At 67.4% G+C, this 17575-nt stretch carries 19 protein-coding genes; 14 read left to right on the top strand and 5 right to left on the bottom strand.

The window, feature by feature from the left end; genetic code table 11:
• The first annotated feature begins 14 nt into the window (after positions 1-14).
• From WQQ_RS11375 to WQQ_RS11365, 3 genes are all read left to right on the top strand, one after another.
• Positions 15-872: a DUF2306 domain-containing protein gene (locus tag WQQ_RS11375; RefSeq protein ID WP_007185320.1), complete on the top strand. Its 858-nt coding sequence runs from the start codon at positions 15-17 to the stop codon at positions 870-872.
• Positions 873-920: 48 nt separating this feature from the next.
• On the top strand, positions 921-2291 hold the full coding sequence (locus WQQ_RS11370) for an NTP/NDP exchange transporter (protein ID WP_007185319.1): 1371 nt from the start codon (positions 921-923) through the stop codon (positions 2289-2291).
• 77 nt (positions 2292-2368) lie between these two features.
• Entirely contained in the window at positions 2369-3388 is a 1020-nt protein-coding gene (locus tag WQQ_RS11365) for an alpha/beta hydrolase family protein (protein WP_007185318.1), read from the top strand.
• Here WQQ_RS11365 and WQQ_RS11360 read toward each other — a convergent pair.
• Positions 3352-3729: a glycine zipper 2TM domain-containing protein gene (locus WQQ_RS11360; protein ID WP_083844496.1), complete on the bottom strand. Its 378-nt coding sequence runs from the start codon at positions 3727-3729 to the stop codon at positions 3352-3354. The genes WQQ_RS11365 and WQQ_RS11360 overlap by 37 nt on opposite strands.
• Before the next feature lie 202 nt (positions 3730-3931).
• Here WQQ_RS11360 and WQQ_RS11355 point away from each other — a divergent pair, with 202 nt between their 5' ends.
• The 7 genes from WQQ_RS11355 to WQQ_RS11325 all read left to right on the top strand — a co-directional run bounded on the left by WQQ_RS11355 (position 3932) and on the right by WQQ_RS11325 (position 8322).
• Positions 3932-4180: a hypothetical protein gene (locus WQQ_RS11355; protein ID WP_007185315.1), complete on the top strand. Its 249-nt coding sequence runs from the start codon at positions 3932-3934 to the stop codon at positions 4178-4180.
• Positions 4181-4299: 119 nt separating this feature from the next.
• The gene (locus WQQ_RS11350) at positions 4300-4725 is read left to right on the top strand and encodes an OsmC family protein (RefSeq protein WP_007185314.1); all 426 of its coding nucleotides are present in this window, start codon (positions 4300-4302) and stop codon (positions 4723-4725) included.
• A gap of 259 nt (positions 4726-4984) precedes the next feature.
• On the top strand, positions 4985-5197 hold the full coding sequence (locus WQQ_RS11345; protein ID WP_007185313.1) for a cold-shock protein: 213 nt from the start codon (positions 4985-4987) through the stop codon (positions 5195-5197).
• 150 nt (positions 5198-5347) lie between these two features.
• Positions 5348-5593, top strand: coding sequence for a hypothetical protein (locus WQQ_RS11340; protein ID WP_007185312.1), 246 nt, complete (start codon positions 5348-5350; stop codon positions 5591-5593).
• A gap of 97 nt (positions 5594-5690) precedes the next feature.
• Positions 5691-6860: an esterase/lipase family protein gene (locus tag WQQ_RS11335; protein WP_007185311.1), complete on the top strand. Its 1170-nt coding sequence runs from the start codon at positions 5691-5693 to the stop codon at positions 6858-6860.
• Positions 6861-6895: 35 nt separating this feature from the next.
• On the top strand, positions 6896-7357 hold the full coding sequence (locus WQQ_RS11330; protein ID WP_007185310.1) for a YaiI/YqxD family protein: 462 nt from the start codon (positions 6896-6898) through the stop codon (positions 7355-7357).
• A 17-nt stretch (positions 7358-7374) separates the two neighbouring features.
• The gene (locus tag WQQ_RS11325; protein WP_007185309.1) at positions 7375-8322 is read left to right on the top strand and encodes a hypothetical protein; all 948 of its coding nucleotides are present in this window, start codon (positions 7375-7377) and stop codon (positions 8320-8322) included.
• 153 nt (positions 8323-8475) lie between these two features.
• Here WQQ_RS11325 and WQQ_RS11320 read toward each other — a convergent pair whose 3' ends face one another.
• Positions 8476-9378, bottom strand: a complete 903-nt coding sequence (locus tag WQQ_RS11320; RefSeq protein ID WP_007185308.1) for a LysR family transcriptional regulator — start codon at positions 9376-9378, stop codon at positions 8476-8478.
• Positions 9379-9484: 106 nt separating this feature from the next.
• Between WQQ_RS11320 and WQQ_RS11315 the strand changes: the two genes are divergently transcribed.
• The gene (locus WQQ_RS11315) at positions 9485-10150 is read left to right on the top strand and encodes an NAD(P)-dependent oxidoreductase (RefSeq protein ID WP_007185307.1); all 666 of its coding nucleotides are present in this window, start codon (positions 9485-9487) and stop codon (positions 10148-10150) included.
• Between the two features lie 104 nt (positions 10151-10254).
• A complete protein-coding gene (locus WQQ_RS11310; RefSeq protein ID WP_007185306.1) occupies positions 10255-10845 on the top strand; it encodes a DUF2946 family protein in 591 nt (196 codons plus the stop codon).
• 13 nt (positions 10846-10858) lie between these two features.
• Here WQQ_RS11310 and WQQ_RS11305 read toward each other — a convergent pair whose 3' ends face one another.
• Both WQQ_RS11305 and treF read right to left on the bottom strand, forming a co-directional pair.
• The gene (locus tag WQQ_RS11305; protein WP_007185305.1) at positions 10859-11212 is read right to left on the bottom strand and encodes a hypothetical protein; all 354 of its coding nucleotides are present in this window, start codon (positions 11210-11212) and stop codon (positions 10859-10861) included.
• 50 nt (positions 11213-11262) lie between these two features.
• Positions 11263-12870 carry an alpha,alpha-trehalase TreF gene (gene treF / locus WQQ_RS11300; RefSeq protein ID WP_007185304.1) on the bottom strand — a complete coding sequence of 536 codons (1608 nt, stop codon included), beginning with the start codon at positions 12868-12870 and terminating at the stop codon, positions 11263-11265.
• Positions 12871-13109: 239 nt separating this feature from the next.
• On the opposite strand from treF, the gene WQQ_RS11295 reads away from it, so the two are divergent.
• Positions 13110-14795: a Na+/H+ antiporter gene (locus WQQ_RS11295; protein ID WP_007185303.1), complete on the top strand. Its 1686-nt coding sequence runs from the start codon at positions 13110-13112 to the stop codon at positions 14793-14795.
• Positions 14795-15619 carry a DUF481 domain-containing protein gene (locus WQQ_RS11290; RefSeq protein ID WP_007185302.1) on the top strand — a complete coding sequence of 275 codons (825 nt, stop codon included), beginning with the start codon at positions 14795-14797 and terminating at the stop codon, positions 15617-15619. Before WQQ_RS11295 ends, WQQ_RS11290 begins: the two co-directional genes overlap by 1 nt.
• 7 nt (positions 15620-15626) lie before the next feature.
• On the opposite strand, the gene WQQ_RS11285 is transcribed toward WQQ_RS11290, so the two are convergent.
• Positions 15627-17561 (bottom strand): alpha/beta hydrolase family protein, encoded by a 1935-nt coding sequence (locus WQQ_RS11285; RefSeq protein ID WP_007185301.1) that lies wholly within the window; start codon positions 17559-17561, stop codon positions 15627-15629.
• Positions 17562-17575 lie beyond the last annotated feature (14 nt).

The following is a 17575-nucleotide window of genomic DNA, read 5'->3' as shown; positions in this document are numbered from 1 at the left end:
ATCCGGCATCCACCATGACCCCGCTGATCCACACGGCCCAGGCCGGCTCGACTTTCCCACTCTGGCTTCACGGCGCGGCGCTGCACTGGAGCGCGCGACTGCTCGTGGCGACGACCTGGATCGCCGGCGCCGTCTTCGCGGCCTACATCGTCGTTTTCTTCGGCGGCGTCGCCCTGGGCGGCGACGGCGAGCGCTGGAACGAATCGCTGCCCGGCCTCTACGACGCCCGCGTCCCGGCGGCCACCGTCGCGATCGGCGCGCATTTCGTCGCCGGCAGCGTGCTGCTGCTGCTCGGACCGATCCAGCTGATCGGTCGCTTGCGGCGCAGCGTCCCGGCGCTCCATCGCGGGCTCGGCCGCGTCTACGTCGTCGCAGCCGGGCTGGCCGGCCTGGGCGGGCTCGCCTTCATCCTCGCCAAGGGCACGGTCGGCGGCACGGTGATGGATGCCGGCTTCGGCCTGTACGGCGCCTTGATGGTCTTGTGCGCCGCCATGGCCTTCGTGCACGCCCGGGCCGGGCGCTACGAACGACACCGCGCCTGGGCGATCCGCCTGTTCGCGCTGGTGGTCGGTTCCTGGCTCTATCGGATGGAGTACGGCACCTGGTTCCTGGTATCCGGCGGCCTCGGGACCGGCAGGGGTTTTTCGGGCTGGTTCGACATGGTCATGGCGTTTTTCTTCTACGTCCCCAATCTCATCGTCGCCGAACAGTTCATCCGGGCGCGCCGCAAGCAGCGCGGCGCCCTGCTCGAACTCGGGTCGGCCGCGCTGCTGCTGGCCGCGAGCGCGTTCGTGATGATGGTGACCTGGACCTTCACCGAGGGTGCCTGGGGCCGACGAATGGCCGGCGCGCTGGTGCAAGCCTCGCTCTAGGTCCGCCCGACGCACCGCCGCCGGCGTCTCGGCAAGCCTGCCCCCGCCATGAACCGAATCGAAACGGCCGCGTCCGATCCGCGGCGCAGCGGCTGGAGCGTGCTCGGGCTTCGCCGTGACGAGATCGGACCCGTCCTGGTCGCGACGCTGTTCTTCTTCTGCGTGCTGACCGCGCTGATGCTGCTACGGCCCGCGCGCGATGCCCTGGGCATGGAGCACAGCCTCGACAGCCTGCGCGGGCTGATCGTCGTCACCGCATTGGGGACGCTGGCGGTGAACCCGCTGTTCGGCTGGCTGGTGGGCCGCCTGACGCGGCAGCAATTGGTCAGCGCGACCTACGGTTTCTTCGTGCTGAGCCTGGTGGGCTTCTGGAGCCTCATGCGCTTCGCTCCGGGCGCTGTCGGGCGAGCCGGCAGCCAGGCGTTCTTCGTCTGGTTCAACGTCTTCAACCTGTTCGTCACCCTGGTGTTCTGGGCGCTGCTGACCGAGCGTTTCACGCGCGAACAGGGCCTGCGCCTGTTTTCCCTGGTCTCGATCGGCGGCACCTCGGGCGCGATCTTCGGCCCCTGGCTCACCTTGCGGCTGGCCGGACCGCTGGGCACCGCCAACCTGCTGCTGGTCGCCGGCGGCTTCCTGCTGCTGGGACTGCTGGCGGCCTGGCTGCTGCTGCAAATCACGCCCGACCGCGCGGCCGGCGCGGGCGTCGCCACGGCGTTGAACGAAGGCGCGGCCGGGCGCATCGGCGGCAGCGCCTGGGCCGGCATTGGCTCGGTGTTCCGCTCGCCGTATCTCGGCGCGATCGCCTGCTACGTGATGCTGATGGCGGCGATGGCGACCTTCGTGTACTTCGCCCGGCTGCAGATGGTCGCCGCGATCGCCCACGACGTCGACGCAAGGGCCGCGATGCTCGGGCACATCGACCTGTGGACGCACATCGCGGTGCTGGTGCTGCAACTCAGCCTGCGCGGTCGGCTCGTCGAACGCTTCGGCCTGGGCGTCGCCCTGGCGATCCTGCCCGTGGCGACCGCGATCGGCTTCGTCGGCCTGGCGATCCACGGCTCCGTCGCGGTGCTGGTCCTGCTCGAGGCGATCACGCGCGCGGTGCAGCGCGGCATCACCCAGCCGGCGCGCGAAGCGCTGTTCACCGGCGTCGCCCGCGAGGACCAATACAAGGCCAAGGCCTTCATCGACACCTTCCTCTATCGCAGCGGCGATGTCGTCGGCGCGCAGGCCGAGCGCGCGCTCGGCGGGCCGGGGCCGGCGATGGGCGGCCTGTTCGGCATCGCGCTGCCGCTGGCGCTCGCGTGGGTGGCGCTGGCCCTGTGGCTCGGCCGCGCGCGAACGCCCGCGATCGACGCCTTGGCGGCAAGCGGCTCCCCGAATTTGAGATGCGGCAAACCGACACCCGGAGTCTCATGAACGAACACCAGCGTAGACCGGTCGTCGCCAGCAGCGATGACGCTCTCGGGACCTGCGTGGACCTGCCACGGCGGCGCATGAACACGATGCTGCTGATGGCCGCGCTGTCCCTGCCGCGTGCGGCCCTGGGCGAGCAGGCGCCCGAAGCATCGCCTTATCGCGTGATCGATTTCGACTGGACCGACCCAGCCCGCTCGCGCGCGGTGCCCGCGCGCCTGTACTGGCCCGCAGTCGCGGCAACCACACCCGTGCCGCTGGTGGTGTTCTCGCATGGCATCGGGGGGTCGCGTAACGGATACAGCTACCTCGGAAAGAACTGGTCGGCCCACGGCGTCGCGAGCCTGCATGTCCAGCATGTCGGCAGCGACGCGGCGCTTTGGAGAGGCAACCCTTTCGGCGTGGTCGATCGCCTGCAGACCGCCGCACGGGAATCCGAGGCCCTCGCACGCGTGGCCGATGTGAGCTTCGCGCTGGACCGCCTGCTTTCGCGGGAATTTTCGGACTTCGGCATGGTGGTGAACCGCCGACGCATCGTCGCGGCCGGGCACTCGTACGGCGCGAACACCAGCTTGCTCGCGATCGGTGCCGAGGTGATCCGCGACGGCCAGGCGCTTCACTGTCTCGATCCGCGATTCTCGGCGGCTGTCGTGATCTCCGCCCCGCCGTTTTACGGCGAGCAGAATCTGGCGGCCATCCTCGCCAAGATTTCGGTCCCGACCATCCACGTCACGTCCACCCACGACGTGATCCGGATTCCGGGCTATTACTCGGGGCTCGAGGACCGGCTGGCCGTGTTCGACGCCATCGCCGCTCCGCGAAAGCTGCTCGCCGTCTTCGAGGGAGGCTCGCACAGCATGTTCACGGACCGTCGCAACACCGGCGGTCCAACGACCAACGCCAGGGTGAAGGCCGCAACCGCGGACCTCACCCTGGCGTTCTTCGACTGGATATTCGAGAGCGACGGCACCGCGCTCGCGCGCTGGCAGGATCGCTGGCGTTTCCTGCTCGCGCGAGCGCCGAGCTTCAAGTCACCATCGCTGCCGCACTTCGGCGTGGCGGATCAGGAGACCGGCACTTCGCGGCAGCGCTGGCGATAGCTCACTTCCTGATCGGGGAACTTGTTCTTGGCGATCTTGTTGCCCGCATAGGCGCCGCCCACCACGCCGACGCCGGTTGCGATGTCCTTGCCGCTGCCGCCACCGATCTGATGGCCCAGGGCACCGCCGGCCGCGCCGCCGAGCACCGTGCCGACCACCGAATTGACGCCCCACTCTTTCTTCGTGACGACGCGTTCCTCACTGCATACGGTCTTGGTCGCGACCTGCTGCGGTTTCGCGGCCTCGCTTTCGTCGGAAGAGCGATTGGCGAACACCAGGGCGGAAGCACCCACCGCAACGGCGGCGGCGCCACCGATCAAACCGGCCATTACATTGTTCATGACGTTTCCCTACCTTTTGATGTCGGACGGCTTCATGCGCCCTTGGCCGCAAGTTAGTTCGAGCCGCTGAACTTTTGCTGAGCTTTCGCTAAAGGCCCGATTCAGCTTCGAGGGCGGCGAACTTGCATCGCCGGAGTCGGGCTGGAATGCTGCAAGCACGCTGCAGCATTCGACATCAGGCACGGATAGTGAGGAGATCCACATGATGAACATGGGTGGCAAGCCCGGAGAGGCCTGCCCTTTCGAATTCAACTTCGATCCGGCGACGTTCAAGATCGGTGACACCGTGAGCTACCGAGTCCCCAAGCTCAACGGCTTTCCCTTCGTGGCGATCATCAAGTCCGTTCATGAAGATCACATCGAGATCGAAGATCCCGGCGAGCCCGGCAAGCTCATGCGCGCCACGCGCGAAAGCCGTCCGGTGGTCTCGAACGAAGCTGCCGGCGTCTGAGGCGATCGAGAGGAGCCGTCTCTCGGCCCAACTCACGTGGCCGATTCAAGCGGCGCTCACGCCAGCGGTCGCATAGTCCGCGCCGCGGTTTTCACTGACTCTCGACAAGGAGTGTTGCGATGAAAAAGAAGGCATGGGCGATCTGGAAGGGCGGCATCAAGGATGGCGGCGGCGTCATTTCGACGGAAACCGGCGTGCTCACAGACGCGCCCTACGGGTTCAAGGCGCGTTTCGAAGACGGCCCCGGAACCAACCCCGAAGAACTGCTCGGGGCAGCGCACGCAGGCTGTTTTTCCATGGCCTTGTCGCTGCAGCTGACCAATGCCGGCATACCACCCGAGAAGATCGAGACGCATGCCGAAATCACGCTCGACAAGGTCGGCGATGGATTCGCGATAACCGCGAGCCATCTGATCGTGAAGGCCAGGGTTCCGGGCGCGAGCGCCGAGCAGTTCACCGAACTGGCCGAAGCCGCCAAATCGGGCTGTCCGCTCTCCAAGGTGCTCAACGCCAAGATCACCATGGACGCCACGCTCGAGAGCTGATTCCCGGGCAGCTGCGCTCCGGGGCGGCCGCCGATCCGGAGCGCAGGTGCTCGACAGGCGCGCTCGATAGGCGTAAGGTGCAAGCCGCAGTCGTTTCAAGTATGTGTTCCGTGGTGACCCCGCTGCCCTCCGATTCAGCCTTCCGGCTCATCTTCGCAGGCAGCTCGATATTCCCCTCGATGCGTTCCTTGATCGTTTTCTGCACCTGTGCAGGCGGGTTTTTCCTGTTTTAGCTTCAAAATTTTTAAGGAATGTATCAATGAGCAATGTTTCGACCGGAACCGTGAAGTGGTTCAACGACGCCAAGGGCTTCGGCTTCATCACCCCGGCTGAAGGCGGCGACGATCTCTTCGCCCACTTCAAGGAAATCCAGGGCAACGGCTTCAAGAGCCTCAAGGAAGGCCAGCGCGTGGAATACGTCGCCAAGCGTGGCCCGAAGGGCATGCAGGCCAGCGCGATTCGCCCGCTCTAAGAGCAGCGAAGCGTCAAACAAAAGGCCGCGGCGAAAGTCGCGGCCTTTTTGTTGCGCGCAACTGCGCCGACGAGCCGCACCGCAGCCGTTCGGCCCAGCGCGCATCCATGGGATGATCCCATTGAATCCTCTGCTTAATCCGGTCCCGAAATGACCAGTGACGACCTCACCAAGACGCATCCGATCGGCTCGAACTGGCTGTTTTCCTGGACCGACGAATACCTCGTGACGGTGTCCGGCCATACCCGCCGCGGGATCAAGGTGAGCTACCGGCGCCACAGCACCAAAGGCTCCAAGCACACGCTCAAAGCGGGCATTTTCCAGCCCGAAGAGCTCGTGCCGGTGCCGCGCAACGGCCGGTCCGAGGCCTCGGCGAACGACGTTCCGGAGAGCTGAAAAACGGCCGCATCGACGTAGCGCATTGCGCGCGGGCCAAAGCCCGCCGCTGCGTCCAGGGCCGACACTGAGCGCCCATCTTTCTGACGGACAGCCGATGCGCTCCTCCGATTTGCGCGGCGCGACCCGGCTCGCGGTCGGCGCCACGCTCGCGATCACCGACATCGTCGAGCACATGCATCGCAACATTTCGCAGGTGCCGTGGATCTTCGGCACGCTGCCACCCGGGCGCACGCGCGGCATCACCGGCCTGGTCTACCGCAACGTCCGCAGGGTCACCGGCTGGGTCGGCAGCGGGCTCGACCTGGCGATCCGCCAGCTGCAGCCACTGATCGACACCGCCGCTGAAGAAGCCGGCCCGGCCGGCCGCGATGCGGTGATCGCGGTGCTCAACGGTGTACTCGGCGACCATCTCGAAGCCAGCACCAATCCGCTCGCGACGCGCCTGAGCTTCCGCCGGGGCGGCCGCGAGCTGCCGCGCTGCGAAGGCGGGCGCGTGCTGCTGCTGATCCACGGCCTGTGCATGCACGACGGCCAATGGCGGCGTAACGGCCACGATCACGGCGCCGCGCTCGCGGACGAGTTCGGCTATACGCCGATCTACCTGCGCTACAACAGCGGCCGCCACGTTTCGACCAACGGCCGCGAACTCGCCGAGAAGCTCGAAGCCCTCGTCGGCTCGGCCGAGACGCCGGTGACCGAACTCGCGATCCTCGGCTTCAGCATGGGCGGCCTGCTCGCGCGCAGCGCCTGTCATTACGCGGCGCTGGCCGGCCATTGCTGGCCCTCGCTGCTGAAGCACCTGGTCTTTCTCGGCACGCCGCATCTCGGTGCTCCGCTCGAACGCGGCGGCAACGGGCTGCAGGGGCTCATCGGCATGAGCCCGTACAGCGCCCCGCTCGCGGCGCTCGGCAAGCTGCGCAGCGCCGGCATCACCGACCTGCGCCACGGCAGCCTCGTCGACGAGGACTGGAGCGGGCTCGACCGCTTCGAACGCGCCGAGCGCCTGCCGACCGCGATCGGCCTGCCGCCCGGCGCGCTCGTCTCGGCGCTCGCGGGCACCACGGGCTCGCGCGTCGGCGATTTCGGCGACCGCCTGTTCGGCGACGGCCTGGTGCCGGTGGAAAGCGCGCTCGGCCGCGATCCCAGCGGCCATCGCGACCTGCCGATCGCAGCCGATCGGCAATGGATCGGCACCGGCATCGGCCACCTCGATCTGCTCGACCGCCGCGAGGCCTACGAGGCGCTGCGCCGTCAGTTCCAGTAGCAAGCCGTGGCTGCCGCGCATGCGATCATGGGCGCATGAAAATCTGGGTCGATGCCGACGCCTGCCCGAAAGTCATCAAGGAGATCCTGTTCCGCGCCGCCCAGCGCCGGCAGATCGACCTGATCCTGGTCGCCAACGCGCCGCTCGCGGTGCCGCGTTCGAGCCGCATCCGCAGCATCGTCGTGCCGCAGGGCATCGACGTGGCCGACCAGGCGATCACCGACTGGGCCGAGCGCGGCGACCTGGTGATCACGGCCGATATTCCGCTGGCGGCGGCGGTCGTCGAAAAAGGCGTGCAGGCGCTCAACCCACGCGGTGAGCTCTACACCGCAGACAACGTTCGCCAGCATCTGTCGATGCGCAATTTCATGGCCGACCTGCGCGGCGCGGGCGTCGAGACCAGCGGTCCGTCGGCCTTCCATCAGCGCGATCGTCAGGCCTTCGCGAACCAGCTCGACCGGCTGCTCGCGCGCATTCCACCCGCGGCTTCGGCGTAGGCCAGTCAACGGCAGCGATGCGCTTCGACGGCTTCGTCGCGATCGACTGGTCCGGGGCGAGCGGGCCCGCCTACGCGGGCATCGCGGTGGCGCGCTGCCGGGCGGGCATGGCGGCACCGCAACTCGTAAGACCCGCAGATGCTCGCGGACGCTGGACCCGCAGTGCCGTGTTCGACTGGCTCGTCGCCGAGGGCGATCGCAACCAGCGCCTGCTCGTCGGCATCGACATGGCGTTCGCGCTGCCCGCTCCGTTCGAAGCACCACCGCAGCTCTGGGCCAGGATCGAAACCCACTGCGCTCAGGACGCCGATTTCACCGGTCATCGATACGTGGAGGGCGACACGCGTTTCTGGCGCAGCGGCAAGCAGCCGGCCGACTGGATCGGACATCAGCGTCCGGCCGAGCTCGCCTGCATCGCGCAGGGACTCGGGCATCCGCAGACGCCGCTCAAGCTCATCGGCCCCAAGCAGGTCGGGCTCGGAACACTCGCCGGCGCGCGGCTGCTGCACCGGCTGCGGGAGCAGCGGCCCGCGCGATGGGCGATCTGGCCGTTCGACGATGTCGCCCGCGACGATCGCCGCTCGGCCTGTGTGGAAATCTACCCGCGCCTGTTCATCCGCAAGGCCGCGGGCGGAAACGCCAAGCTGCGCTCGGGAGCCGCGCTCGATGCGGCCTTGCAGGCACTGGGCAGCGAGCCCGCCGGCCTGGTGCACTTCGATGACCATCAGGCCGATGCGATCATCGCCGCGGCCGGGCTGCGGCGCACAGCCGAAGACCGGGCTCTGTGGCGAGCCGGAGCAGGTCAGGAACGGGGATGGATATTCGGCGTCGCGGCAGCGGGCGAGGCGCTGCGCGCGCAACAGCAGGTTTCAGTTCAGACGATGGCGGCGACGGCGATCGAGGTCGCGACTCCGGCGATGAAGCCCCAGAAACCCCAGACCACGCGCGGACGCACGCGGCGCTGATTCACTTCGTCCAGATAAAACAAAAAGTTGACCCGCATCATTCTCTCCCGGCTCCGCAACGGCCATGTCTCTGGCCGCTCAGTGCCACCAGACTCAACTGTCACAATATCTTAACCGATCGTTATTTCGCGTCGGTAAGAGCTCGCGTCCGCATCAGGCGCTCACGCCCGGAACCTGCCGCAGGTATGCGCGAATCGCCTCGATCGCGTGTCGCACCTTGGCGGGTTGCCCATCGCGCTGCGGAGTGACCGCGAACATCGGTATAGGCGCCATTTTCCAGTCCTGCAACACCGGGACCAGCCGGCCCTGACGCAGGTCTTCCTCGAAATCGGGCCGCACCCCGCGGGCGATGCCGAGCCCAGCCGCGCAGAGCTGCTGCACGGTGAACTGGTTGTTGCTCGCCACGCGCGGCTCCAGGTGCAGGGTTTCGCGTTCGCCGGCGGGCCCTTGCAACTCGACCACGAAGCCGCGCGAATCACGCGGCACCGCAATCCATTGATGCGCGAGCAGCTCGGCCGGCGTCTCGGGCATGCCCGCGCGCGCGAGATACGAAGGTGCCGCGCAGAGCAGCCAGTGCACGCAGCCCAGCGGCTGCGCGACCCAGGACGAATCGGGCAGCGAGCCGCCGCGAATCGCCAGATCGACCCGCGCGTCGATCAGGTCGATCAGGGCGTCGTCGACGTGGAGGTTCAGGCGTAGCGCCGGGTACCGGGCGAGCAGCGAGGCGAGCGCCGGGGCGATATGCCGGGCGAAACCGACCGGTGCGGCCACGCGCAGTTCGCCCTCGGGGGCGTCGCGGGCGAGCAACAGCTGGGCCTGCGCCCGATCGGCAGCCTCGACCATCGCCCGGCAATGCTCGGCGAAGCGCAGGCCGGTCTCGGTCAGCGAAAGCTTGCGTGTGGAGCGATGCAACAGGGTCACCCCATACGCCTGCTCGAGCTGACGCAGCTGCTGGCTCACGGCCGAGGTGCTGACGCGCAGGTGGCGAGCGGCGGCACTCATGGAGCCGCTGCGGACCACTTCGGCAAACAGGGCATAGCGCTTGAGATCGTCCAAGCCTTCACCTTGAAGCAGGAGTTAATGGTCTTGTCTTGAATAGCAGACTTCTGCGCATCTGGTGAAGCCTCTATTGTCATCTCACACTTTTTCATTGGAAACCGACATGAGCAAGACCCTCCACATCGCCCTGATCGGCCCGACCGGCTTCGTCGGCGCCGCCGTGCTCGACGAGCTGCTGAGCCGCGGCCACCGCGTCACCGCCCTTGCCCGCAACCCGGCCAAGCTCGCGCCCCGCGAGGGGCTCACCGTAGTCCAGGGCGAGGCCACCGACGCAGCCCAGGTCGCCCACGCGGTGGCCGGTACCGACGCGATCGTCAACGCCTACAACCCGGGCTGGGACCACCCCGATCTGTATGCCGAGTTCCGCCGTGGCACCGATGCGATCCTCACCGGCGTGAAGCAGTCCGGGGTTCGGCGCGTGCTCATGGTCGGCGGCGCCGGCAGCCTGTTCGTGGCCCCGGGCGTGCAACTCGTCGACACCCCGGCGTTCGTCGAGGCGGTGCCTCCGAACATCGTGCCGGGCGCCCAGGCGGCCCGCGATGCACTGACCGAGCTGCGCAAGGAATCCGTGCTCGAATGGAGCTTCGTCTCGCCCCCCGCCATGCTCGCCCCGGGCGAACGCCTGGGCCGCTACCGCCTCGGCGGCGAAGACCTGCTCATGGACGGCGATCATCCGGCCGGCATCTCGGTGGCCGACCTCGCGGTCGCGATCGTCGACGAGATCGAAACCCCGAAGCACGTCCGTCGGCGCTTCACGGTCGCGCGTTGAGGCCAGGCCAGAGCGGCCCGATGCTGGATGTTCACGGCGATTTCACACGGATGTCACCCATAATCGCCCAACGATCGTAGACGACGATTCCGACGGGACGGGCAATGGAAGACTGGGTTCTTCGTGCACTGGCGAAATGGCCCGATGTGCCAGCGCTGTTCGGCTGGCTGAGCCTGGACCGGCGCGGGCGCTGGTACGTGCGCGGAGAGCCGATCAGCCGGCCGCAGATCATCGACACCATCGGCCGCAATTACGCGGCCGACGAGCAGGGTCGCTGGTATTTCCAGAACGGTCCGCAGCGTGGTTATGTGAGCTGCGAGACCGCGCCGCTCGTGCTGCTCGCCCAGCCGGACGGCAGCCTGCGCACGCACAACGGCCTGCTCGTGCGCGAGCCTCGCCTGGCCTGCCTGGATGAAGAAGGCTCGCTGCTGATCGTGACCGAGCATGGCCCGGCCGCACTCGATGCGAGCGATCTCGATTGGGCGCTTTCGCGCCTGCGCGGCGTCAATGGCGCGGTGACCGAAGACGAGCTGCAAGGCGCTCTCGATCAGGCCAGCGGCGAGCCGACCGCGCTCACGCTGGTGCTCAGCGTCGATGCGGACGAGCTCACGCTGCCGGTGAAGCGGCTCGATCTCGCGGCCGCGCCGGCCGAACTCGGCTACGTGCGCGATCCGCAGCCCGGCGCCGCGGGCTGAGGATCGCGCAGCTTCAAAGCGGCAGGCTGCCGTCGACGGCTTCGCCGTAGACGTTGGCGGGCTCCCGCACTTCGTAGACGCACCAGCGGTAGCGTTCGCGAACCTCGTCGGGCACCTCGGGCGAACGCTCGGTCATCACGCTCATGCCGAGCACGGTGCCGATGCGGCCATCGAGCAACTCGGCATTGAAGCCTTTCTCCGGCGAGAAGTGCAGCTGCTGCCTGAGCGCATCGACGCCCAAGCGCGTTGCGCCCAGGTTGATGTAGAACACCAGATCGTCCGGATCGATATGCGCCCGGCTCCTGCTGTGCTCCATCACCTCGAACTTGCAGTCTTCCACCGTTCTCAATACCAGCTGCGCCGCCATCACTGATCTCCCTGTCATCACCATCGTCGCGACCGCCCGGGCCGTCTCGTTCAAGCCTGCGGATGCACGTCGGCCTGTTGCGGATAGTCCTTGAGCAGGCGGCGCGTCACCCCGTTGGTCCAGCCGAACCCATCCTGCAGCGGATATTCGCCGCCACGGCCGCCGCCCGGAACGCCGCGGCATTCGCCGCGCAGGCGGTATTTCTCGACGAGCTTGTGCTGGGTCTTGTAGACGCCGACCACGGTGTCGATCCAGCGCTGCGCGATGTCGCCCGCGAGCTCGTCGTGCCGATAGCGCCTGAAGCCCGCCACCGCGAGCCACTGCAGCGGCGCCCAGCCATTGGGCCGATCCCATTGTTCGCCCGACTCGTGCTCGGTGGTCGAGAATCCGCCCGCGGACAGCAGGCGCTTGCGCACCGTCTCGGCCAGGCGATCGGCCTGCGGCAGGCTCGCGAGGCCCGCGAACAGCGGCGCGACCGTGGCCCCGGTGAGCACCTCGCGCTGCCTTTCCTGGTCCCAGTCGTAGTCGAAGAACGCGCCGGCCTCTTCGTTCCACATGAGCTCGTGAATGGCCTCGCGACGCCGGAAAGCCTGCTCGGTGAAGCTCTGCGCGGCCGCCTCGTCGCCGACCTGTGCGCTGAGTTCGGCGATCGATTGCTCGAGGCGGAACATGAAGCTGTTCAGATCCACCGGCAGGATCGCGGTGGTTCGCGTGGTGCACAGGCCGCCGTCGTCGATGCACCAGCGCGAGGAGAAATCCCAGCCCGACGCCGCAGCCGCGCGCAGGTCGCGATAGACCACGTGCGAGTTGCGGTCGGCACCGCGCGCGGTGGTCACGTCTTCGCGATACGACTCTTCGCGCGGCGTATCGCGATCGTCCCAATAGCGATTCAGCAACGTGCCATCGAGCGTGCGCACGACATGGCGATGCTGCTCGCCCGCGCGAATCTCGTCCGCGCCTTCCATCCAGTACGCATGCTCCTTGCGCAGCTGCGGCAGGTAGTGTTCGGCGCGGCCGACGCCGTACTGATGGAACAGATCCACCATGAACACGAACATCGGCGGATGCGAGCGGCTCAGGTAGTAGGTTCGATTGGCGTTCGGAACGTGGCCGTAGGTCTCGATGAGCCAGGCGAAGTTGTCGGCCATCGACTTGATCAGGTCGAGCCGCCCGCTCGCGGCCAGGCCGATCATCGTGAAGTACGAATCCCAGTAGTAAAGCTCGGCGAAGCGACCGCCCGGCACCACGTAGGGATGCGGCAGCGGCAGCAGCGAGGAGCGCCGCGGATGCTCCTCGGGAAGCCGCGTCAGCACATCCCAGAGGTGGTCGATGTGTTCGCAGAGCGACCGCGAGGGATCGGAGCGATATTCGCCGTCCACCACCTGCGGAAGCTCGAAATGCTCGAGCACGAACGCCAGCAGATCGAAGTCGGGCTGCTGCTTGCGCAGGCGGTAGGCATCGAGAATGGCGGTCGGATCGAAGCGTGGCGAACAGTCGACGAAGGTCTTGCCGTCTTCGAAGATGCGGTTCAACTGAACGTCGACGAACAGCTCGTGATAGCGATCGGCCGGGGTCAGCGTATCGGCCGCCGGCACATGGCTCAGATCGCGGTCGGCATGAACGAGACTGGCGGCGGCCATTTCGGTGGGAGACAGCATTCACGCTCCTGAGCCGGGCTGCGTGGACCCGGCACTGCTTTCATCACTGGACGCGGCAACAAAGCCGCCGCGCTCGTATCGGGCCATTGTGTCGACGGTCACGCGACCTTCCCTGAATCGCCACTCGCTGCATCCTAGAGAACATTGCCTACAGCGGCAGCGGCCGGGGCGAATCGCCTGGACATGGGCTCGCGACAAAAAGCTGTGCAGAAGCAAATCCAGACGGTAGATTCCGGCCAATGCACGCCACCATCCTCGTTCTGACGCTGCTGCTTTGCGTAGCCGCGTCCGCGGTCATTCTTCGCGTTTCCCGCCTTCCGCTGCCGCTCACGCAGATCGCGCTGGGGGCCGCCGTGACGATTCCGGAGCACGGAATCTACGTCGATCTCGAGCCGCATCTGTTCCTGCTGCTGTTCGTGCCGCCGCTGCTGTTCGCGGATGGCTGGCGCATGCCCAAGCGCGAGTTCTTCCAGATGCGCGAACGCATCCTGGGCCTGGCGTTCGGGCTGGTGCTGTTCACCGTCGTCGCGGTCGGTTCGCTGTTGCACTGGATGGTGCCGGGCCTGCCGCTCGCGGCCGCGTTCGCGCTCGCGGCGGTGCTGTCGCCGACCGACGCCGTCGCGGTGTCCGCCGTGGCCGGTCGTGCGGGCATTCCGAAGCGCCTCATGTACGTGCTCGAAGGCGAGGCGCTCATGAACGACGCCTCGGGCCTGACGGCGTTCAAGTTCGCGGTCGCCGCGGCGATGACGGGCGCCTTCTCGCTGTCCGCCGCCTCGCTGGACTTCGGCTTCGTCGCCGTCGGCGGCCTGCTGTTCGGCATCGCCATGGGCTGGGGCATGGCGCTGTTCCAGAAGTGGCTCGCGAGCTGGAACCAGGTGCAGGCACAGGGCATCATCGTGATGACCCTGCTGCTGCCGTTCGCCACCTATCTGCTGGCCGAGGAATTCGGCACCTCGGGCATTCTCGCCGCGGTCGCCGCGGGCATGACGCTGAACCTCAAGAGCGACACCGACACCAGCTCGGTTTCGGGCGCCGAAACGCGCATCGCCACCACGCACATGTGGCGGATGATGGAGTACGTGCTCAACGGCGTGATCTTCGTGCTCATGGGCATGCAGTTGCCCGACATCATCGGCGAGGCGCTCACCGATTCGTTCTACGAAGGCGGGCTCAGGGACACCAGCGAACTGCTGATCTATTCGGTCGCCACCTGGTTCGCGCTGTTCGTCACGCGGCTGATCTGGGTCTGGGGGCTGCTGCACGTCACGCATCTGGTCGGCCGCCTGCGCGGCACCACCACCGGCCCCCGTCAGCGACCACGCAAACGCCTGGTGGTGGCGACCGCGCTCGCCGGCGTACGCGGGGCGATCACCCTGGCCGGCGTGCTGTCGGTTCCGCTGCTGCTCGATAACGGCTCCGAATTCCCGCAGCGCTCGCTGATGATCTTCATCGCCGCGAGCGTGATCCTGATCTCGCTGATCATGGCGGCGGTGGGCCTGCCCTGGCTATTGCGCGGCATGACCGTGGACGAGGATCCCGAAGAACAGGAAGAGCAGGCCGCGCGCATCCGCGCCTGCGAAGCGGCGGTCGCGGCCATCGCCAACGCCTCGCGGCAGGACGATCCGAACCACGACGAAGCCGCCAGCGATCCGTCGCCGATCTCGGCCGCGGCTTCGCGACTGATCCAGGCGTATCAATCGCGCATCACCACCTTGCGTGTCGACGAGGCGGCCGCCGAAGGCCTGCTCGAACGCAGCGCCGCCGATCGCATGCTGCGCCTGGTCGGCGTGCGCGCCGAGCGCGAGGAAGTGATGCGCCTGCATCGCGAGGACGAGATCAACGACGTGGTGCTCAATGCCCTGCTCTACGAGATCGACATGCGCGAGACCGCGCTGAGCACGAGTTCGCGCAAGCGCGAGCACTGATGCGCCGCGGCCTCGCACGGCGCTGGCGCATGGCGCTCGCGAGCGGCCTGCTGGCGATGTCTGCGGCCGTCGCGCAGGCCGAGCCGGCCTTCGATCCGCTCGACGAAGCGCAGGCGCTGCAAACCGCCACGGCGAGCGGCGGCGACCTGAGCCTGGGCCTGCTCGCCAATACCGGCAACACGCGCTCGTCCACCCTCACCGCACGCGGTGCGCTCGATCGGCACACGGCGCAGTACGACAACCGCGTCGATCTGCTCTATGTCGATTCGCATGCGCGCGGCGAACTTGCCGACCGCAAGTTCAGCATCGCCGACAAGCTCAAGCTCGAGCTCGGCCGGCGGAACTATGCGTTCGGCCTTGCGCACTACGATCACGACGAAGTCGCCGCGATCCGCGAACGCATATCGCTGGCCGCCGGCCTCGGCCGCCATCTGCTGCGCGGCGCCGACCAGCTCGATCTAGACCTCGGGCTCGGCTGGTCGAACGCGCAGGCGCAGGACCAGGACGGCTTCGAAGACCGCGTGATCGGCGTCGTCGGCGCCGTCTACGCGCATGCGTTCAATGCGCAATCGCAGTTTCGCCAGACCGTGCAGACCGAGTTCTCGTCGTACAACCTCTATCTGGCGAGCGTCTCGACGCTGAGGCTCAAGCTCAGCAAGCGCTGGTTCGTCTCGCTCGATTACGAGCTGCGCCACAACCGCAAGGCGGTGGCGGACACCGGGCACACCGACGAAATCCGCTCCGCGAACATCGGCTTCGATTTCGGCAAGGCGCCCGCGCAGCCGAGCCCCGAATCACCGCTCGACGACCTGCTGCAAAACTGATCGGGCGCTATTGCAGGTTCTCGATCGTCACGGGCTCGATCGCATCGGCCGGCGTGAAACCGAACACGCGCCCGTAAAAATACAGCTCGGCCGACAGGGCGCGCTGGTTGGTCGCCGCCGCGCGAAAGCCGTGTCGCTCGTCGGCGAACGCGACGTAGGCCACCGGCAAACCCTTGCGCTTGACCGCATCGAACATCGCCTGCGCCTGGTTCGGCGGCACCACCGGATCCTTGAGCCCCTGGAACAGGATCAGCGGCGTCGACAGGCGATCGACGTGATGGATCGGCGAACGCTCGACGTACACCGAGCGCATCGCCGGATACGGACCGACGAGGCTGTCGAGATAGCGCGACTCGAACTTGTGGGTGTCGCGCGCGAGCGTTTCGAGATCGCCGATGCCGTAATAGCTCGCGCCCGCCTTGAAGGTATCGCGGAACGTCAGCGCGGCGAGCGCGGTGTAGCCGCCCGCGCTGCCGCCGCGGATCGCGAGCTGATCGGCGTTGGCGAGGCCTTGCCCGACCAGATGCCGCGCCGCGTTGACCGCGTCGTCGACATCGACGATGCCCCAGCGTCCCTTGAGCCGTTCGCGATACGCACGGCCGTAGCCGCTGCTGCCGCCGTAGTTGACGTCGACGATCGCGAAGCCGCGACTGGTCCAGAACTGCGTCGAGGCCTTGAAGGTCGGGCTCGCGGCGCTCGTCGGCCCCCCGTGATTGAGCACCAGCAAGGGCGGCGCGACGCCTTCGGGTGCGTGAAAATCGCGGTTGCGCGGGGCGTAGTAGAACGCGTGCGCGCTTTGCCCGCCGGTGGTCGGAAACGTGATCGCCTGCGGAGCCGACAGATAGCCTTCATCGACGACGAGCGGGTTCGAACGCCGCAGCACCTGCGACTGCCCGCTGCAGAGGTCGACGCGCACGATCGAAGCGGGCTCGGACGGCGATCCGCCGATGAAGAACACGCCCGCCTCACCGACGCGCAGGCCGCCGATGTCGCGATACGGCGTTGGAATGTCGCGCTTCTCGCTCGTCGACGGATCGATCAGCGCGAGCGAGAAGAAGCCGTCGCTGCTGTACGCGCAGACGATGCGGCCTTGCGCGTCGAAGGCGTATTGCGAGGCACCGAAGGTCCATTGCGGCACGCCGAATTCGGCCTGCAGCGGACACAGCGCATGCGCCTCGCCGTTGCGCCAGGCGTAGAGGTTCCACCAGCCGCTGCGATCGGAGACGAACACGAGTTCACCGCCCGGCGACCACTCGGGCTGGAAGATCGATTCGTGCTCTCCGCCCGCGATGCGCCGCGCATTCGCGAGCGAGCCGTCGTCGGCGAAGTCGGCGATCCAGAGCGCGGTGCCATCCCACGGCAGGTTCGGATGATTCCAGCTGATCCAGGCGATCTGCCTGCCGTCGGGGCTCGGGCGCGGAGACGAATAGAAATCCGCGCCTTGCTGCAGGAAGCGCACTTCGTGCGGCGCACGCAGACCGATCGCGACGAGCCGGTTGACCGGCTCCTGCCCGGCGTTCTCGTGCGATTCGCGCACCGCGATCAAACGCTGGCGCTGCGCATCGACGACCAGGTCCGCATAGCGATGCGGATCGCCCGCGACGAGGCGTTCGGGCCTGGCATTCGCCACGTCGAGACGCAGGCGATACAGCGCCTGGTCCTCGTCGTTGCAGCCGTAGAGCCAGCCATCGTGCAGCGTGATCGCACCGCCGCCGTATTCGTTGGCTCGCGTGCGCGGGCTGAACCCGGGCGGAGTGAGGTCTTCGATGCGCTCGCCACGCTTGCGCACGAGTACCGAACGGCCGCCTTCGCTGGCCCGGCTTTCGAGCCAGTAGACGTCGTCGCCGTCGAGCTGGATCGCGCTGAGCCCCAGCGACTCGCCGAACACCGCTTCGATGCCGATCGGCGAGGCCCAGGCTCCGGGTTTGCGTTCCGTGCTCATGTTCGTGACTCCTG

Source organism: Hydrocarboniphaga effusa AP103 (assembly GCF_000271305.1).
GTDB classification, from domain to species: Bacteria; Pseudomonadota; Gammaproteobacteria; order Nevskiales; family Nevskiaceae; genus Hydrocarboniphaga; species Hydrocarboniphaga effusa.
This window is presented reverse-complemented; position numbering and strand designations above follow the sequence as displayed.